Source organism: Cupriavidus sp. IDO, from assembly GCF_000812465.1.
In the GTDB taxonomy this organism is placed as follows: domain Bacteria; phylum Pseudomonadota; class Gammaproteobacteria; order Burkholderiales; family Burkholderiaceae; genus Cupriavidus.
In genome coordinates this window covers 17,477-35,880 of sequence record NZ_JWMA01000202.1, presented here as the reverse complement: position 1 = coordinate 35,880, position 18,404 = coordinate 17,477, and the positions used below count along the sequence as shown (strand labels likewise).

Annotated in this window: 18 protein-coding genes and 2 pseudogenes; 13 read left to right on the top strand and 7 right to left on the bottom strand. The window is 63.5% G+C overall.

Annotated elements, in window-relative coordinates; all coding sequences use genetic code 11:
• The 4 genes and pseudogenes from RM96_RS36160 to prpC form a co-directional block, all read left to right on the top strand.
• A partial coding sequence (locus RM96_RS36160; RefSeq protein ID WP_193752582.1) for an NAD(P)(+) transhydrogenase (Re/Si-specific) subunit beta occupies window positions 1-492 on the top strand: 492 nt, incomplete at its 5' end.
• A gap of 41 nt (window positions 493-533) precedes the next feature.
• Window positions 534-1,322 carry an SDR family NAD(P)-dependent oxidoreductase gene (locus RM96_RS36155; RefSeq protein WP_039016574.1) on the top strand — a complete coding sequence of 263 codons (789 nt, stop codon included), beginning with the start codon at window positions 534-536 and terminating at the stop codon, window positions 1,320-1,322.
• Window positions 1,323-1,405: 83 nt separating this feature from the next.
• A complete protein-coding gene (locus RM96_RS36150; RefSeq protein WP_082016870.1) occupies window positions 1,406-2,470 on the top strand; it encodes a phosphotransferase in 1,065 nt (354 codons plus the stop codon).
• Window positions 2,471-2,546: 76 nt separating this feature from the next.
• A pseudogene (prpC, locus tag RM96_RS36145) lies at window positions 2,547-3,702 on the top strand (bifunctional 2-methylcitrate synthase/citrate synthase).
• Window positions 3,703-4,012: 310 nt separating this feature from the next.
• Here prpC and RM96_RS36140 read toward each other — a convergent pair.
• Entirely contained in the window at window positions 4,013-5,176 is a 1,164-nt protein-coding gene (locus RM96_RS36140) for a porin (protein WP_039016572.1), read from the bottom strand.
• A 595-nt stretch (window positions 5,177-5,771) separates the two neighbouring features.
• On the bottom strand, window positions 5,772-6,638 hold the full coding sequence (locus tag RM96_RS36135; protein WP_039016571.1) for a LysR family transcriptional regulator: 867 nt from the start codon (window positions 6,636-6,638) through the stop codon (window positions 5,772-5,774).
• A gap of 187 nt (window positions 6,639-6,825) precedes the next feature.
• Between RM96_RS36135 and RM96_RS36130 the strand changes: the two genes are divergently transcribed.
• Window positions 6,826-7,824 carry an NAD(P)H-quinone oxidoreductase gene (locus RM96_RS36130; protein ID WP_039016570.1) on the top strand — a complete coding sequence of 333 codons (999 nt, stop codon included), beginning with the start codon at window positions 6,826-6,828 and terminating at the stop codon, window positions 7,822-7,824.
• Between the two features lie 156 nt (window positions 7,825-7,980).
• Here RM96_RS36130 and RM96_RS36125 read toward each other — a convergent pair whose 3' ends face one another.
• Entirely contained in the window at window positions 7,981-9,000 is a 1,020-nt protein-coding gene (locus RM96_RS36125) for a GlxA family transcriptional regulator (protein ID WP_039016569.1), read from the bottom strand.
• A 109-nt stretch (window positions 9,001-9,109) separates the two neighbouring features.
• On the opposite strand from RM96_RS36125, the gene RM96_RS36120 reads away from it, so the two are divergent.
• From RM96_RS36120 to treF, 6 genes are all read left to right on the top strand, one after another.
• Window positions 9,110-9,643 (top strand): tautomerase family protein, encoded by a 534-nt coding sequence (locus RM96_RS36120; protein ID WP_039016568.1) that lies wholly within the window; start codon window positions 9,110-9,112, stop codon window positions 9,641-9,643.
• An 84-nt stretch (window positions 9,644-9,727) separates the two neighbouring features.
• Window positions 9,728-10,147, top strand: a complete 420-nt coding sequence (locus RM96_RS36115) for a hypothetical protein (protein WP_039016567.1) — start codon at window positions 9,728-9,730, stop codon at window positions 10,145-10,147.
• 212 nt (window positions 10,148-10,359) lie between these two features.
• Window positions 10,360-10,830, top strand: a complete 471-nt coding sequence (locus tag RM96_RS36110) for a MarR family winged helix-turn-helix transcriptional regulator (protein ID WP_052279940.1) — start codon at window positions 10,360-10,362, stop codon at window positions 10,828-10,830.
• A gap of 79 nt (window positions 10,831-10,909) precedes the next feature.
• On the top strand, window positions 10,910-11,902 hold the full coding sequence (locus RM96_RS36105; protein WP_039016566.1) for a carbon-nitrogen hydrolase family protein: 993 nt from the start codon (window positions 10,910-10,912) through the stop codon (window positions 11,900-11,902).
• Between the two features lie 47 nt (window positions 11,903-11,949).
• Entirely contained in the window at window positions 11,950-12,393 is a 444-nt protein-coding gene (locus tag RM96_RS39750) for an alpha/beta fold hydrolase (protein ID WP_202966769.1), read from the top strand.
• The gene (gene treF / locus RM96_RS36095; RefSeq protein ID WP_039016564.1) at window positions 12,380-14,143 is read left to right on the top strand and encodes an alpha,alpha-trehalase TreF; all 1,764 of its coding nucleotides are present in this window, start codon (window positions 12,380-12,382) and stop codon (window positions 14,141-14,143) included. Before RM96_RS39750 ends, treF begins: the two co-directional genes overlap by 14 nt.
• A 40-nt stretch (window positions 14,144-14,183) precedes the next feature.
• Here treF and RM96_RS36090 read toward each other — a convergent pair whose 3' ends face one another.
• From RM96_RS36090 to RM96_RS39185, 4 genes are all read right to left on the bottom strand, one after another.
• Window positions 14,184-14,720 (bottom strand): DUF488 domain-containing protein, encoded by a 537-nt coding sequence (locus RM96_RS36090; RefSeq protein WP_039016563.1) that lies wholly within the window; start codon window positions 14,718-14,720, stop codon window positions 14,184-14,186.
• Window positions 14,717-14,944, bottom strand: a complete 228-nt coding sequence (locus tag RM96_RS36085) for a DUF2945 domain-containing protein (protein WP_039016562.1) — start codon at window positions 14,942-14,944, stop codon at window positions 14,717-14,719. The genes RM96_RS36090 and RM96_RS36085 overlap by 4 nt, the downstream gene beginning before the upstream one ends.
• A 151-nt stretch (window positions 14,945-15,095) precedes the next feature.
• Entirely contained in the window at window positions 15,096-15,887 is a 792-nt protein-coding gene (locus tag RM96_RS36080; protein WP_238587530.1) for a tyrosine-type recombinase/integrase, read from the bottom strand.
• Window positions 15,888-16,163: 276 nt separating this feature from the next.
• Window positions 16,164-16,415 carry a hypothetical protein gene (locus RM96_RS39185; protein WP_152624281.1) on the bottom strand — a complete coding sequence of 84 codons (252 nt, stop codon included), beginning with the start codon at window positions 16,413-16,415 and terminating at the stop codon, window positions 16,164-16,166.
• 346 nt (window positions 16,416-16,761) lie between these two features.
• On the opposite strand from RM96_RS39185, the gene RM96_RS36075 reads away from it, so the two are divergent.
• A complete protein-coding gene (locus tag RM96_RS36075; protein ID WP_039016561.1) occupies window positions 16,762-17,166 on the top strand; it encodes an Hsp20/alpha crystallin family protein in 405 nt (134 codons plus the stop codon).
• Window positions 17,167-17,268: 102 nt separating this feature from the next.
• Window positions 17,269-18,383: pseudogene (locus RM96_RS36070) on the top strand (S16 family serine protease); the annotation flags it as partial.
• Window positions 18,384-18,404: the final 21 nt, after the last annotated feature.

Sequence of the window (18,404 nt, the reverse complement as noted above, 5' to 3'; positions counted from 1 at the left end):
TTCCTGATGGGCAACGCCGAAACCGTGGTGATCGTGCCCGGCTACGGCCTGGCCGTGGCCCGCGCGCAGCACGCCCTGAAGGAACTGACCGAAAAGCTCACGGAGAAGGGCGTGACCGTCAAGTACGCGATCCACCCGGTGGCGGGCCGCATGCCGGGCCACATGAACGTGCTGCTGGCCGAGGCCGAGGTGCCGTACGACATGGTCTACGAGATGGAAGACATCAACAGCGAGTTCGGCCAGGCCGACGTGGTGCTGGTGCTGGGGGCCAACGACGTGGTCAACCCGGCCGCCAAGACTGATCCGAAGTCGCCGATCGCCGGGATGCCGATCCTGGAGGCGTACAAGGCCAAGACCATCATCGTCAACAAGCGTTCGATGGCCGCCGGCTACGCCGGGCTGGACAACGAGCTGTTCTACATGGACAAGACCATGATGGTGTTCGGCGACGCCAAGAAGGTGGTCGAAGACATGTTCAAGGCAGTGGACTGACACCAACACCCCCATCCAAGCGAAACCCTCCGGGAGACAATATGCATCGACCCCCATCCCTGCCCCATCCGTTTGCCGACCTCGAAGGCAAGGTCGCCCTGGTGACCGGCGCCTTCGGCGGCCTTGGCCGGCATTTCGCGCGGACGCTGGCAAGCGCCGGCTGCCGGGTGGCGCTGGCCGGCAGGCGCGTCGCCGAGGGCGAAGCCTTGCTGGCGGAACTGCGCGAACAGGGCACCGCCGGCTGCGTCGTCGCGCTGGACGTGAGAAACCCCGACTCGGTGCAGGCCGCCTTCGATGCCGCGCGACGCGATCTGGGCCCCGTCGGGATCGTCATCAACAGCGCCGGCGTCGCGTCTACGGCCCCGGCACTGGAAGTGACCGAAGACGCGTGGCAGACAGTCATCGACACCAACCTCAACGGCGCCTGGCGGGTGGCGCAGTGCGCCGCGAGGATGATGCGTGACGCGGGCACGGGCGGCAGTATCGTGAACATCGCCTCCATCCTCGGACTGCGAGTCGCCCAGCAGGTGCCCGCCTATACCGCTGCCAAGGCCGGGCTGATCCACCTGACGCGCTCCCTGGCGCTGGAGTGGGCGCGCCACGGCATTCGCGTCAACGCGCTCGCGCCCGGTTACTTCGAGACCGACATCAACCGGAGCTTCTTCGAGACGGAGAGCGGCCAGGCGCTTGTCAGGCGGATCCCGCAACGCCGGCTCGGCCAGGCCTCCCAGCTCGACGGCGCCCTGCTGCTGCTTGCCTCCAGCGCCTCGGACTACATGACCGGTGCAGTGCCGCCGGTTGACGGCGGCCATACCGTCAGCACGCTATAGCACGCCCGACGGCGCTTTCGCAGGCTGCCCGGGTGATGCCGGCCGCAGTCCCACCCTACACCGCAAATCAAACGCCCACGATCATGCCATCCATGGACGCCCCCTCCAGCCAGAATGCAGCGGACACTGCACCATTCGACAGTGCCGCCCTGGCATCCCTGCTGCACCAGCGGGGCTTGATCGACACGCCGTCGATGGCAGTCGAGCGCCTGGCAGGCGGCCAGTCCAACCCGACCTACAGGATCACGTCCGGCGCCCGGCAGTACGTCCTGCGCACCAAGCCGCCAGGCAAGCTGTTGTCGTCGGCCCATGCCATCGACCGCGAGTATCGTGTCATGCAGGCCCTGCAAGACAGCGAGGTGCCGGTACCGCGCATGTTCCTCTACGTCGAAGACCCATCGGTCATCGGCAGCCCCTTCTACATCATGGAGTTCCTGCAGGGACGCGTGATGTTCGACCAGTCCCTGCCCGGCCTGTCGCCCACACAGCGCGCCGAGGTGTATCGCGAGATGAATCGTGTCATCGCCGCCCTGCACCGCGTCGACTATCGCGCGGTCGGCCTCGGGGACTATGGCAAGACCGGTGGCTATATCGCGCGACAGATCCGGCGCTGGGCGAGCCAGTGCCAGGAATCCGGCATCGACGGCAACCCTGCACTGGCCGCACTGGCCGACTGGCTGCCGCACCATATTCCCGAGACCGATCCGACCTCCCTGGTGCACGGCGACTACCGCCTCGACAATCTCGTCTTCCATCCCACCGAGCCGCGAGTGCTCGGTGTACTGGACTGGGAGCTTTCGACACTTGGCCATCCGCTTGCGGATCTCGCTTACCACTGCATGAGCTGGCACATTCCTCCCGACCTCTGGCGCGGCATATCCGGCCTCGACCTCCAGGCGCTCGGCATTCCCGACGAGGCGACCTATCTCAAGTGGTATGGCAACGCAACCGGCGCACAGGCCATCGAGCACTGGGACTTCTACCTCGCCTACAACCTGTTCCGGCTCGCGGCCATCATGAACGGGATCGCCCACCGCGCCAGAAGCGGTAACGCTGCGGCGGCAGACGCCGAGGAAACCGGCCGCAAAGCCATCCCACTGGCCGAGATCGGTTGGGGGTACGCACAACGATACGCCAGCACGTACTAGTGCATGACGACGGCATTCGTTTCGGCATGATTGACGTGTTCCAACCTGGAACAGTTCATACATTAATGAGACCCCGATGTCCAACCCACAACATCCAGTCACCCCTCCGAAGAAGTCGGTCGCCCTGTCGGGCGTGTCTGCCGGCAATACTGCGATGTGCTCGGTCGGCCGCAGCGGCAATGATCTGCACTACCGCGGATACGACATCCTCGACGTGGCCGAAGTCTGCGAGTTCGAGGAAATCGCCCACCTGCTGGTGCACGGCAAGCTGCCGAGCCCGGCACGAACTGAGTGGCTACAAGGCCAAACTCAAGGCGCTGCGCGGCCTGCCCAGCGCTGTCAAGGCCGCGCTTGAATGCGTGCCGGCCTCGGCCCACCCGATGGACGTGTTGCGCACCGGCGTGTCGGTGCTGGGCACCGTGCTGCCCGAGAAGGACGACCACAACGCGCCTGGCGCGCGCGACATCGCCGACCGCCTGATGGCCTCGCTCGGCTCGATGCTGCTGTACTGGTACCACTTCAGCCACAACGGAAGGCGCATCGAGGTGCAGACCGACGACGACTCGATTGGCGCGCACTTCCTGCACCTGCTGCACGGCCAGAAGCCGTCGGCGCTATGGGAGCGTGCCATGCACACCTCGCTGATCCTGTACGCGGAGCATGAGTTCAACGCCTCGACCTTCACCGGACGCGTGATCGCCGGCACGGGCTCGGACCTCTACTCGGCCATCTGCGGCGCCATTGGCGCGCTGCGCGGCCCGAAGCACGGTGGTGCCAACGAGGTGGCTTTGGAGATCCAGAAGCGCTACGACAACCCCGACGAGGCCCAGGCCGACATCGAGCGCCGCGTTGAGAACAAGGAAGTCGTGATGGGCTTCGGCCACCCGGTGTACGCCATCTGCGACCCACGCAACCAAATCATCAAGGACGTGGCGCGGCGCCTATCCGATGACGCCGGATCCACCAAAGTGTTCCACATTGCCGAGCGCCTGGAAACGGTGATGAGGGACATCAAGAATATGTTCGCCAACCTGGACTGGTTCAGCGCGGTGAGCTACCACATGATGGGCGTGCCGACCGCCATGTTCACCCCGCTGTTTGTGATTGCACGCACCTCGGGGTGGACTGGGCACATCATCGAGCAGCGCATCGACAACAAGATCATCCGCCCGAGCGCGAACTACACCGGGCCGGAAGACCGCAAGTTCGTGCCGCTCAAGGATCGCAGGTAATACCGGCTGCCGGTCCCCGCTGCGCTTTCGTGACGCCTGCTCGACGTCCGCGGCCAAGTGGCAGCGCTTCGCATAATGTCCTGAACTTCTCTTACCGGCCATGGTGGCCGGCAGGAGAAGAAATATGTCACGCCAACGGTCCAATAGGACTACCCCCAAAGCGCCCCCGGCGCCAAACGCGCAGGTTGTCCAGTTTCTCGATGAATTCGACGCCTTCCTCGAGGCCGTCCGCGGTCTGTCGGGCGGCACGCGCCGGAAGTATGGCCGGTTCGTGAGGCACTTTCATGGACCTGCCGGTCTCCCGGCGCACTCAGAACCTGTGCCGGACGCCTAAGGCGACGCCGAACATGTTGCTCTGCCCGTTGCCGAGGACATAGCTGTTACCTAGCGACAGGCTGTTGGCAAAGACGGTCGCCAGCGAATCGAGCATCAACCCGGCGTTCTTGGCATAGGCCGTGGTCAGGTAGACATCGGTGCGCTTGGACAGCGAGTAGTCGGCCACGAAGGAGATCTGCCATGGGTTGGCCACGCTCGTGTTGCCGAAAAGGTTCTTGAGGTCGTCGTAGTTGTACTCGAGCGTGAGCGCGAGCGCCGGCGCGACCTGGTAGTTGGCCCCGATCCAGTAGAAGTCATCGCGCTGGATCAGGACATCGGCCGCGTTCTTGTTCTGGCCCCAGCGGTAGCCTCCCATGATCTTGGCGGGGCCGAATGCATAGCTGGCGCCTACCACGGCCTTCTTGATGGTGCCGGTGCCGGTGCCGATGGTGGGATTCCACTGGTCATAGCCGGCCGTCGCGGCGAACGGGCCGAGCGTGTAAGCCAGTGCCCCGCCATAGGCGGTGTCGCGTCGGAACTGCCCCGGGACTTCGCCATTGCCGCCAATCGGGATGGGGAACCCTACCGAGGCGGGCAGGGCCACCCCGGCGCCGAAGGACCAGTGCGCGAGGGCCGTCAGCCCCCCGAACTTCCCGGTGTACTTGATGGTGTTGTCCTCGCGGTAGTTGGGGCCGGACTGCATGACGACCGGCTCATACTGCGTGGCATAGGCGGTTGGAGAGAAGTTGGCCAGGGCCTCGAACATCGAGGTGTACTGCCGGCCCAGGCTGACCTGGCCGAAGCGGTCGCTCTGGACGCCCACGAACGCCTGGCGGCCGAACAGGCGGCCGCTTTGCTGCGACAGGCCGGTATCGAGGCCGAAGCCGCTTTCCAGCACGAAGATAGCCTTGATGCCGCCGCCCAGGTCCTCGTTGCCGCGCAGGCCCCAGCGCGAGCCGGAAAGTCCGCCGGAAGTCAGTCGGTAGGCATCGTTGCCCGGTCCCGGGTTGAATCCGTTGGCGGCCGTCGGCACGACGCCCGCGTGGTTGACGTATTCCACGTTGGCGTCGATCACGCCGTACAGCGTGACGCTTGACTGCGCAACGGTTGCCAGCGGCCATCCCAGCAGAGTCGTCAGGGCCATCCTTTTCAGTGACATGCTGTTCTCCTCTCTTTCTCTTTTTTGCTTTGGGTGGTCCAGTCACAACTTCATGCCTGACCTTTGCAGCATGCTGCCGGGCAGCCTGTTCGAGCTTAGGAGCACAGTCCGTTCCTCGCCAGCAACCGATGACCGGAAACCGCGGTAAACGCACAGAAGTGTCGGCCAATTGCGACAGTCGCCGGCCAAGCGCCCTCAAGAGCCGGCTTCAACAGTTCTCGAACTTCACCTATGCGCTGAACAAGAAGGTGTTGACGCTGGGGGTAATCGCCGGTGCTACCCGACGCGGAAGAACTCCACCGACTGCCCCGCATTGACCGCCCGCCGCAGCCAATCGGAGGGTCGGCCGGGATTCCCAAAATATCTCAAGCTTCACATATTTACGAATCCCGGCCATCCTTCTTCCTGGCCCCGCGCGCTGCCGCTAACGGTTGTTGGCCAAGGCTGGCGGACGTCATATGCGGGCACCCCTTATATCTCGTCGCGACGCCATTGCCACTCTTGACATGCGTCACAGACATCACAAAAGCCCTTCCCCCGGTAGTGAGTAGGAAGAACGCCATAAGCACCATCGCCACGAGCGGCGCATTCGGTACTATCGGCCGAACGCAAAGACGACCTCGTCGATCGTCACGCGGATGCGCGCGGTGTGCCGCAGGTCCTGATGCGTGACGAGCCATATCTCATATAACGCTTCGTTTGATCGGTCTGGCCAGATCCGCACAAGGCCGTCGCGTTCGCCCATCGGCACGGGTATCTCGCTGATGCCGAGCCCGGTCTTGAGCGCCGCGCGCAGCGTCAGGTTCGTGTTTAGCCGTGCGACGATGCGGCCATCCGTCAGCGGTTCGCCGACGAACGACGGCGCGCGCGCCTTGGCGAAATACGGCTGGTAGACGACGAGATCGTGCCCCGCGAATCGCTCCCCCGGCACCGGTTCGCCATGGCGCCGCATATAGTCGGGCGACGCGAACAGCCCCACTTCCCAGCCCGCAAGGCGGCGGGCGAGCAGATCCGGATTTCGCGGCTTGACGGTCCGGATCGCGATGTCTGCTTCACGCTTCGCGAGATTGAGCACATGGGTGGTCGTGTCGAGCACCACCGATACGTCTGGGTGCTTCGTATGCAGGCGCTCGATCGCCGGCACTACGTATTCCTGCGCAAGCGCGTCAGTCGTCGAGAGCTTCACCTCGCCGGCAAGGCGCTTGTCCATGCCTTGCGTGTGGCGCACCAGATCGTGCGCGGACTGCTCCATCGCCTCGGCGGCGCGGATCGCGATCCTGCCGACTGGCGTGAGCTCGTAGCCATTCGACGTGCGCAAGAATAGCGTCGCGCCGAGCGCGTGCTCGAGCACGGCAAGCCTGCGGCCTACCGTCGCCTGGTCGATGTCGAGCGCGCGTGCGGCGGCCCGCAAGGTCCTTTCCCGATAGAGCGCAACGAAGATGCGTGCGTCGTCCCAGTTCATGTCGTCTCCTGCGTGATGCAAATTTGCATCATACGGTCGGAAAATCGCTGCGTGTCAAGCACCGGCGGCGCCCCTACACTTTGTCCAACCGATGCGGCGATTTGGCAAGTTGCTCGAATCCGCAGTGCATCCGGCATTTTGAAAGGATGAAGTCGTGACACATGCAACGCATACCATTCCCGTGGCGATGACCGCAATCGGCATCACGCGGCCAGGCGGCCCCGATGTCCTTGCGCCCGTGCAGCGGCCTGTTCCCGCGCCGAATACCGGCGAAGTACTGATCCGCATTCACGCAGCCGGCGTAAACGGTCCCGATGTCATGCAGCGCAAGGGGTTGTACGATCCGCCGCCGGGCGCGTCGGACATCCCCGGGCTCGAAGTCGCGGGCGAGATCGTGTCCGTCGGGCCTGACGTGACCCGGTTCGCAGTCGGCGATCCTGTCTGCGCGCTGGTCCCGGGTGGCGGCTATGCGGAATACGCGGTTGCGCATGAGAGCAACACACTTGCGATCCCGGAAGGTCTCTCGATGGTCGAAGCGGCCGCGATGCCCGAGACCTTTCTGACGGTATGGCTGAACCTGTTCCAGCGCGGCAATTTCGCCGCGGGCGAAAGCGTGCTGATCCACGGCGGCGCATCCGGAATTGGCACCACGGCGACGATGCTCGCAAAGGCGTTCGGCGCATCGAAGATCATCACGACGGTCGGCTCCGACGCGCAGCGCGACGCGAGCATTGCCCTTGGCGCCGATGTCGCAGTGGATTACCGCAACGAGGATTTCGTCGAGGCGGTCATGCGCGCGACGGCCGGGCGTGGCGTCGATGTGGTCGTCGACATCATTGCCGGCGATTACGTCGCGCGAAATTACGCCGCGGCTGCGATGAACGGCCGCATCGTCCAGATCGGCGTGATCAAGGGACCGGCGCAGTCGCTCGACCTGGTCCCGATGCTGGCGAAGCGCCTCACGCACATTGGCTCGACGCTGCGCTCGCGCACACACGAGGAAAAAGCGGCGTTGATCGAGGAGCTCGAGCGATCAGTGTTTCCGCATATGCGGCGCGGTGCGGTGAAGCCCGTGATGTATCGAACCTTCGATCTCGACGATGCGCGCGGCGCGCATGCGCTAATGGATTCTGGCACGCATATCGGCAAGATCGTGCTGACGACCCGGGCGGCGCGCACAGCCTGATACGCCGCCCCGGCACGCCATCGACACGTCGCACGTCGACACACTCCGTTCGGAGCCTTGGTGAACTGGATATTGTCATAGCCCACGATCTCGATGCGATTGCCCCAGGGGTCGCGGAAATCCAGAAACGGATTGCTAGTCGGGAAAGCTGTGCGGCTAGCTTTCTGTATTGTCCGTGATCGACGTGCGCGCAAATCGCATTTGATATTCGCTCGGCGAAAGACCGGTCTTGCGCTTGAACAGTTGTCGGAAGGTGCTGAGGTCACCATAGCCAACGCGTTGGCTGACCATCTCAAGGCCAATGGGCCTTGATTCCAGCAACTGCTTGGCGACTTCGATGCGCAGGTTCTGCAGATACGCCAATGGCGCGAGGCCTACTGCCAGCTTGAAACGCCGGTTAAGCGTCCGTTCGCTGACAGCGAGCCATGCGGCGAGCTCGCTCAGCCGAAACCCCTGCTGAAGTGTCGCCTCCATGCGCTGTTGAGCTCGTGCGACGAGCGGATCGGCATGACCGTGGTCGTCGAGAAGCTTCGCATAGGAAGCTTGAGACGTCCGGTTCATGTCGATCAATAGCGACTTGGCGGTCATCGCGGCAAGCTTCTCGCCCGCGAACGTTTCAACCAGCCGCACGGCGAGATTGAGATAGGACGTTACCGAACCGCCCGAGATGATGCGATCTTGCGCGGTCAGGACCTCCGAGGCCCGAAGTTCGACACGCGGATAGCGTCGGGCGAAGTCCGCCGCAGTGGCCCAGTGTGTGGTGGCGATCCGGCCGTCCAGCAAGCCCGCCTCGGCAAGCAGATAGTTGCCGGTGCAGTATGCGGCCAGCACGGCGCCGGCCTCGCGTTGGCGACGTAGCGCGGAAGACAGCGCGTTCAACTGCTTCCGGCGGCCGACGAATTCGTCCATGTTGGAAAAGAAAGGGGCCGTTACCAGAATGGCGTCCGCACGCTTGCGTGGATCGATTTTCCCGTCCACGGAAATGCTCTGGCCCGATGCGGCCTTGACCGGTCCTCCGTCCAGTGACTCCACGCGCCAGGTGAACATGGGCGAAGGATGGCGACCGTGTGCGACTTCCCGTGCACTCAGGATATTGGCGGCGTTGAGGACGTCAATGGGTCCCGCGACGCCGGATGCCAGGATTCCGTCATAGACCCAGATCCGGATCGTGATCATTTGCGTATTTGTCTGATATTCCTCGAATGATGGCAATACTGCCACTTCCAGGTCTTCCCGTAAACGCCGATGATCGGCGAACCGAGACACCTGATGAAGGAGTGACACCATGCCAATGATCGACGCCCTGTGGCCGGAAGACGCCTTGACGCCTGAAGCGGAAGCACGCCTGGTTAAAGATCTGACTGACATCCTGATCAAGGCGGAAGGGTACGACCCGCGCAATCCGGTTGCGCAAGGCGTAACGGTGCTTCATCTGCATCGACCGGCCGCGGTATTCGTCGGAGGAGAGCGCTCGAAGGCAGTGCGCTACCGGATTATTCCTTCGGCGCCCGAGGGGCAATACACCGACGAGTCGCGTAACGCGCTGGTTAAAGCCGTCACGGAAGCGGTCGCCCGCGCCGAGGGCCGACCGTTCGACGAGGTCGCATCGCGGGTATGGGTCTTTCCGACAGAAATTCCGGACGGTACCTGGGGCAGTCGCGGCGCAATCTTCAGGCTGCCCGCCATTCATGCGCTACTGGCCGGTGAGTCCGAACGGAGTTTCGGCGAGGAACGACTCGCGCGGAGACGGCGCGAAAAGGCACGCATCACGCTGGAAGCCGCTATTGATGCCATTAGCGCTGGAAGTGCCGCGTCGTAACAGCGTCCTCATGTAGTGCTGGCGGCACGGGAGTGGATGGCTGCGCCCGCCGCCAACGCTCATACAACCGAAGGAGAATCCGACATGAAATTCAACGATACGGCACCAGTCCTGGCCCCTGCAGGTGGGCCGCCGCTCTGGCTGGCCAGGTTGGCCGACGATGCGACGCTTGAGGCGACTGTCCTGAAGCGTCCCATCCAAGGGCGGGCGAACATCTTGTCTGTGATCAGGCACGCGGTCTCGCTCTACGAGTTCCAGCATCACAGCTACAAGGGCGAGATCGGCAACGGACTATACATGGAGTCCTACCGCGCGCAGATTCAGGGCGTACCGATCGAAACCCTGCTCGTGGCGCACCTGAACGAACAGGGCGAAGCCGACGCTGTGGTGATCAATCATCGCCCGCTGAATGCGGCGATGCTGTTTTCGAAACTGATGGGCGAGCGGGTTGACGAGCGATTCCGTGACCTCTATCTGAGCGGACCGGAAGCCGACGCCCTTTAGCTTCGTATCGCAACGTATCTGCTGAGCGCGGTGACACATAAGCTTAAGAAAACCACCTTTGCTGGACACGCGCGGGATACGTCTACGCGCTCAAATACGCCCATGGAGTAGTGAGTGTGCAAAGCAACCGTAGCAGTCTCAGTCACGCTCGTTCAGGCCGGATGATTCGCTGACCCTCCGGGATTTGTCCTTCAACGTATTGCATATGCAACATGAGTCGAGTGACCTTAAACGTTCAACGCAAAGTGGAAGATGACGTGAGCAGCGAGATTGCGCGGAACTGTCTGCTGACGCGTACGCGGCAGATTTCCAGGGTCCTGACCGCGATCTACGACGAGCAGCTACGGCCATTCGGCATAAATGCCTGTCAATTCACCCTGCTTGTACTGATCGTCGAGATTGGCCCACTCAGCCGGTCGGACCTCGGGCGCAAGAATTTTCACGACCGGTCGACGTTGACAAGGAATTTGCGGCCACTCATCGCGCAGGGGCTGGTCTCCGAAGGCGTCCCGGGAAGCGATGGTCGCAGTCGCGCCCTTTCGCTCACGGAACAAGGCAAGACATTGCTCCGCAGCGCCGCGTCTGCGTGGTCGGCTGCCCAGATGAAAGGCACGGCCCTCCTCGGAGCGGTTGGCGCCAATGCGCTCATGGGCATGGCGAGCGAACTGCCGCGTCGCACATGAATTTTTTTTAGTCACCAATGTTGTATATGCAACGTAGCGGGGCGCTCTGTGCCCCTCCTAATCATCAAGGAGTTTCGTCATGAAAGTCGTCAAAGCCGCCGCCGTCCAGATCAGCCCGGTTCTCTACAGCCGCGAAGGGACCATCGAGAAGGTTGTGCGGAAAATCCACGAGCTTGGTCAGATAGGTGTGCAGTTCGCCACCTTCCCGGAGACCGTGGTGCCCTACTACCCGTATTTCTCCGCAGTCCAGACGCCGATGCAGCTCTTGTCTGGCACCGAGCATCTGAGGTTGCTCGACCAGGCCGTGACCGTGCCGTCTCCCGCGACCGACGCCATCGGCGAGGCAGCCCGAAAGGCTGGCATGGTGGTGTCGATCGGCGTCAACGAGCGCGACGGGGGAACCATCTACAACACTCAACTGCTGTTCGATGCCGACGGCACCCTGATCCAACGCCGCCGCAAGATCACACCGACCCATTTCGAGCGCATGGTCTGGGGTCAGGGCGATGGATCGGGTCTGTGCGCAGTCGATAGCAAGGTCGGTCGCATTGGGCAACTGGCTTGCTTTGAGCACAACAATCCGCTGGCGCGCTACGCGATGATCGCCGACGGCGAGCAGATCCACTCGGCGATGTATCCGGGTTCTGCGTTCGGTGAAGGATTTGCGCAAAGGATGGAAATCAATATCCGCCAGCACGCGCTGGAGTCCGGCTGTTTCGTCGTCAATGCGACAGCCTGGCTGGATGCCGATCAGCAGGCGCAAATCATGAAGGACACTGGCTGCGAGATCGGCCCGATCTCTGGCGGTTGCTTCACCACGATCGTGACCCCCGATGGCATGTTGATCGGTGAACCGCTCCGGTCGGGTGAGGGTGAAGTCATCGCCGACCTCGATTTCGCGATGATCGACCGACGCAAGTTGTTGATGGATTCGGCCGGCCACTACAACCGGCCGGAACTGCTCAGTCTGTTGATCGACCGCACGCCCGCGGCACATGTTCATCAACGCGCTGCGCACGACCCATCGGGCGCTGAACACAACACGGACGATCTGCGCACGGCAATTTCCTGAGCGGGTTGCCTTATTTGCTTAGTCCCTTAGATCGATGGAGATGCACTTTGAAAGTCATTGCCAGAATGGGCACTGCGAGCGCCGCGATAGCCGCTCTTGTGCTAACCGCCTTTCCAGGTTTCGCGCAGGCGAACGCTCAAGTCCGCAGTGATGTAGCGGTGGCACACAAGACCGCAACGGCCAAGGGCGCCACCGTATCCGACGCCGCCCTGGTGAAATCGCTGGCCGGATTCAGGAACGGCTACGCCGACGTCAACGGCGTGCGGTTGCACTACGTCGTCGGCGGCAAGGGCGAACCGTTGGTGCTGCTGCCCGGCTGGCCGGAGACCTGGTGGGCGTTCCACAAGGTCATCACCAGCACCGCTTGCTGCGACACTGCCTTGCCCGGACACGGGTTCCTCGTCCGCCAGCGAACTTCAACGCTATCCTGCGCTCCCATCTTCATGAGCCGGCGCATGCGCGGCCTGCTCCGGAACTATGCAGAACAATGATTCCAGCGTCCCGGCGGACCGAGTCCCGAAGGCCGATGCCTACACGGTGCCGCACACGCACCCGGCTACGCCTGACGGTGCCGCGGCACTCGCAGGGCCGGCGGCGGCGCCGCCCAGGATCCATGCCGTGGTGCGGCCTCCGCTGGTCACGCACCGCGAATGCCCGCCGCCGCACGCGCTCTCCAGTTGCCCGCATGCCGACTCGCTTTCACCGGCGGCGCGCTATGCCGAGCTGTTTGTCGATGTCCAGCACAGCGGCCTGTTTGCCGACAGCAAGACCTTCCCCGACTGCATCCCCAACTGCGACCCCGACGAGATCGTCGCGCGTTACCGTGAAGTGCGCGGCACGCCGGGCTTTTCGCTGGCCGATTTCGTGCAGGCGTACTTCACGCGCGCCACCGTGCCCGACAGCCACTACCTGTCCGACCCCGCCAGCACCCTGCGCGAGCATATCGACGGCCTGTGGCCGGTGCTGACACGCGAGCCCGTGGCGCATCCGCCGCTGTCATCGCTGTTGCCGCTGCCGCACCGCTATGTCGTGCCGGGCGGGCGCTTCGGCGAGCTGTACTACTGGGATTCGTACTTCACCATGGAGGGCATGGCCGGCAGTGGGCGCGGTGACCTGATGGTAGAGATGGCGCAGAACTTCGCCTACCTGATCGACACCTACGGACTGGTGCCGAACGGCACGCGCAATTACTACCTGAGCCGTTCGCAGCCCCCGGTATTTGCGCTGATGGTGGATCTGCTGGAGCGCGAGCACCTGGCCAGCGCCATCGACTTCCTGCCCCAGCTGCATCAGGAATACGCGTTCTGGATGGATGGCGCGCAGGCGCTGCGGCCCGGCCATGCGCACCGGCGTGTTGTCTGCCTGCCCGACGGTGCGGTGCTGAACCGCTACTGGGACGACCGCTCGTGGCCGCGCGAAGAAGCTTTTCTCGAGGACGTGGAGACCGCCATGCGCAGCGGCCGGCCGCACCACCTGGTGTTCCGCGACCTGCGTGCCGCGGCGGAATCGGGCTGGGACTTCAGTTCACGCTGGCTCGACACGCCATGCGGCCAGCCCGCCGACCTGGTTACCATCCGCACCACCGCGGTACTGCCGGTCGACCTGAACGCATTGCTGTGGCACCTGGAAACACGCCTGGCCGTGCTGTGCGAGCAGGCCGGCGATGCCGGGGCAGACGCCTACCGCGCCGCGGCGCAGCGGCGCGAGACCGCCATTCAGCAATACATGTGGGACAACGCAGCGGGCGCCTTTGTCGACTATGACTGGTGCCGCGGCGCACAGCGCCAATGCCTGACCGCGGCGACCGTGATGCCGCTCTATCTCGGCCTGGCACAGGCACCACAGGCGCAAGCGCTGGCGCAGACGATAGCGGCCCGCCTGCTCGATGACGGCGGCCTGGCCACCACCGAATGCACATCCGGCCAGCAATGGGACCATCCCAACGGCTGGGCCCCGCTGCAATGGCTGGCGGTGCGAGGCCTGGCGCGCTATGGCCACCACGACCTGGCGGACGAGATCGCCCAGCGCTGGCTGGCGACTGTGGCAAGCCTATACACCCATGAATGCAAGCTGGTGGAAAAATACCGCATCGAGCATGTCGAGGGGCGGGCCAAAGGTGGCGGCGGGGGTGAATATCCGCTGCAGGACGGGTTCGGCTGGACCAACGGGATTGCCAGCGCACTGATGGCGATTTACGGGGCGGTGCCTGCCAAGTGCTGCACGGATCGCGGTGGTTCATGATGCCGGCACCCGGCATGGGGCAGAGCAGTTGCCGGCACAACTATGCCTCGGCGGGGTACGCAACGGTTCCATCGGATTGAACGACGGCGCCAACGGTAAGGCTGGCAGGCTCCAGACGCCCATGCCCCATGATGTGGAGAACCGTTTCACCGCGCGCCAGCAGATAGTCGGCAACAATGCGTCGATGACAACGCCACCATACGGCTTCCGAGCACATCATCACGCAGCGTCGCCTTCGGCCCACGTCGATCAGGTGATCAAGACCCGCGTGAAAATCACCGGAAAGCGCATAGTCCGCGTAGTTGTGAAAGCTCTCATTGGTCCAGAAGCCGTTCACGGTCCGGGGCAAGGCTGACGTTTTGCCCCGAAGGCCGCCGAGTGCAGCCACATGCTCATACGTGATGTCCAGCGCGGCCAGGTCGTCCTCAAGCGTGTTCTCGTTGTACTGCGGGTTGGATCTGGACTTCGGAATCTTCCTGATATCCACGAGCGCGCGAATACCGGCCTCATCCAGCAACGCGAAAAAATCGCGGAGCGTCCGGTTCGAATGGCCGATGGTGTAGAACGGCAGCGTCACGCTTTGCCCTGGCGAGGTACCAGTTCAAGTACGGCACCCCTGTGGGCCGCAATGTGATCGGTCTTGTCGCTCTTGATCATGTACTGGGGATCGTCCTTCGTGGCGTGATGCACATGCCCCTTGTAGTCAAAATCCGCTGTATGAACAGCGACAATTGTCCCCGCGACCCGACCTGCCTCGGAATTCCAGGAGACGTGGTCTCCTACCTTGAACCGCCTGGTCATACTCCGAATCCTTTGATCCCTCGCCCGTCACATCGCCAGGTCTGCTGGCAGCGCGGAATCCATCTCACACCCCCTGTGTCCTATCACGCCATGATAGGCATCGTGCCGGTCCGTCGCCAGTTTCAATGACGGCAGGACGTCAATCTGAACGCTAGGGTCTGTCATCGATGGTGGTCATGATCCTGTCGCAGGTATGGTTGCTTGCGAGACCAAGCAGCCGCGACACCTGGTCACGCGGCATTCCGGCGAGAAGCGCACGCCGGCCGTAGGTGTTCCTGAGAATTCTGGGACTCATATCGGCGGCCTCATAGCCGATCTGCCTGAATGCATCCCGCACGATATTTCCGAGGCTCATATCGGTGATCGGCGCGCCAGTGGAGCGCAATGCAAAGAGCAGGCCGCCGGCTATCGGGAGTGCTTCCCGCCGGGCTTTCCAGGCGGCCAGGGCCGACACGGCGAACGCCTCCAGGGGAATCTTCCGGGCAGGCTTTCCGCGCCCTTCCTCAACGTTCAGGTACGGCGATTCGCACGATGTGTGAAGGTCGGCTGTGGTCGCGGCTCTCCCTTCCGCAGCCGTAATGCCCGTGCCAAGAAACAGAGCGACAACGGCGCGCATACGAAGTATCGAGACATCGTCGCCCTGATACGCGTTCACGAAATCCTGTAGCCGCAGGTCAACGGCCTCCGGCAGGAACAATGGAACGGTGCCCTGGACAGGCCAGCCGGCATCGCCCACAAGCCCGGTGGCAGGATTGTTCTGCCTGACGCCTATCTCCACCAGATGGCGACAAAGACGGTCAAGCAACTGGAGGTAACGCTTGCGCGTACCAGGCGCATAGGAAACCGCCTCCGGATCGAGCCAGAACGCTTCAATATGTTCGCTGTCGAAATTCGCGATCGTGACGCCCTGGGCGACCAGATGCCGATGAAAGCGATCGAGCATGGCCCGATGCTGGACCACAGATTGCGGAGCATACCCGCGGCGGCCTGCGGCCGATCGCTCGCGGTCTTGCCAGTCTCCATACGCAACGGACGGCTTTCTGAGCCACAGATCATTCATATTCGACGACTCACCTGGTACACAAAGCGGCCCACTCGCTGCCGCTTCCTCTTGCCACACTTCGAACGAGAAGAGCAAAACGATCCCCAGCGGCCAGGCCGGATGACCGGGCCGCATCGCCACTGCCGTCTTTACGCAGTGGGAAAAGTGGAAATTTCTCTACGCTGACTTGAGGGATGGGGCTGCGATCGCGCGCATCTGGCGATCACGCGCGTCATGTTCCGCGTTGCCGGAGATCGGCGCGTTGCAGGCCGACCCGCCGCCTGCCGGCAGCAACGCTCTGAGCTCGCGTTGTACCCGCAGACCCGTCGGCCTCTCGGTGATCCGGCAACGCGCGCGACGGCGATTGGGAATCACATTCACGAGGACAATGTCCTGACCGGGAGTCTTGATAAACGAACTGATATACATGCCAGCCAACCTTCCATCCTTTAGTCAGAATGGTAGGAAAGGACGGCGCCCCCACGAGGGTACAGACACCCGAAACGCTGAACGGTACAGTTTGACTGGGTCCGGGATCGCAGGTCGTCAGCGATCCGGCGGCAGCTTTGGCAGCCATCTTGCAACGATGATTGCCCTCCTCCAGGCCGCGGAGAACTGTATCCCTTTCATAGACCCCGATCTGTGCCTCGCACCGCTATGCCGCCCGGCTCGCTTCTCGCAACCCGAGCGGCGGGCCAAATGACAGGAGCGCGATGTTGGCCTTTGATGAATGGATCGCCAGTGCCGGGCTGGCGGAACAGGCAGGGAGCCGGGCATGACAACCAGTCGCTACGCCACGATGTGGGAAACCGCCATCGAAACCCTCGAGCGCGCCGAGCGCCTGCATCGCCAGTTCTTCCGGCTCGCCGGCCAGCCCGCGCAGGTGCCGGTATGGGAGCCGCCGATCGAGATGTTCGAGCATGTCGGCCGCCTCGTCGTCGTCGTAGCGCTGCCTGGCGTGCCTCCCGACAGCATTGACGTGAGCCTCGAAGGCGGGACGCTGATCGTTGCAGCCGAGCGGAAGCTGCCGCGCGCCTTCGCTGGCGCGGCCGTCCATCGCCTGGAAATTCCCTATGGCCGCTTCGAGCGGCAAGTCCGCCTTCCGTCCGGGCACTACCGTCTGGTACAGCGTGACTCCGAGCACGGTTGCCTGTTGCTGGCCTTCGAGAGGCTGGACTGAAGCCGGCGAGCGCCAGCGGATCGAGGAGCGATGATGAGCACGGACAGCGAAGGAAAGGCCCCCGAATCGACTCCGGAGAGCCAGGAAACCCATCCCGCACCGGCCATCCGCAAGGCCGGGGCGCGCAACTGCGTCATGCTGCTGGACGAGCTGGACAAACTCGGCCAAGGCATCCACGGCGATCCGGCCGCGGCGATGCTTGAGGTCCTGGATCCCGAGCAGAATGCTTCCTTCCGGGACAACTACCTGGGGGTGCCGTTCGACTTGTCCGCCGTCGTGTTCATTGCCACCGCCAACCAGCCCGAGAGCATTGCCGGGCCTTTGCGGGACCGCATGGAAGTGCTGGATCTGCCCGGGTACACCGAGGCCGAGAAGTTCCAGATTGCCAGGCGCTTCCTGGTACCACGACAGCTGGCAGCGTGCGGCCTCACCCCAGCACAATGCGAGCTGACGCCCTGCGCTCCATCATCCGCGACTACACCCGCGAAGCCGGTGTGCGCAGCCTGGAGCGGCAGATCGGCGCCGTATTCCGCCATGTCGCGATGCGCGTGGCCGAGGACCCGGCAGCCCGCGAACGCATCGAGGCCGATCGGTTGCCATCGATCCTGGGACATCGCCGCTTCGAGAGCGAAGTCGCAATGCGGACCAGCTTGCCGGGCGTGGTGACCGGACTCGCGTGGACACCGGTGGGCGGCGATCTGCTTTTCATCGAGGCCAGCAGCTCGCCGGGCGGGGGCCGGCTGGTGCTGACGGGCCAGTTGGGCGAGGTGATGAAGGAAAGCGCACAGGCTGCGCTGACGCTGGTCAAGTCGCGCTGCGAGGCACTGCATATCGACTGCATGGGCTTCGACAAGCGCGACATTCATATCCACGTGCCGGCCGGCGCGGTGCCAAAGGACGGCCCCAGTGCCGGCGTGGCGATGTTCATTGCGATCGCGTCGCTGCTGACGCGGCAGGCCGTGCGCAGCGATTGCGCCGTGACCGGCGAGATCAGCCTGCGCGGCATCGTCCTGCCGTTGGGGGGCATCAAGGAAAAGGTGCTGGCCGCATTGCGCGGGGGCATCGGCACGGTACTGCTGCCAGCGCGCAACGCACCGGACCTCGAGGACATTCCCGCCGACGCGCGCAGCCAGTTGCGGTTTGTCCTGCTGGAGACCGTTGATGACGCGCTGCGCGAGGCAATCGACAGCAAGGCGGACGAAGGGACAGTCACGTAAGCACCCCGCCCGCATGCGTAG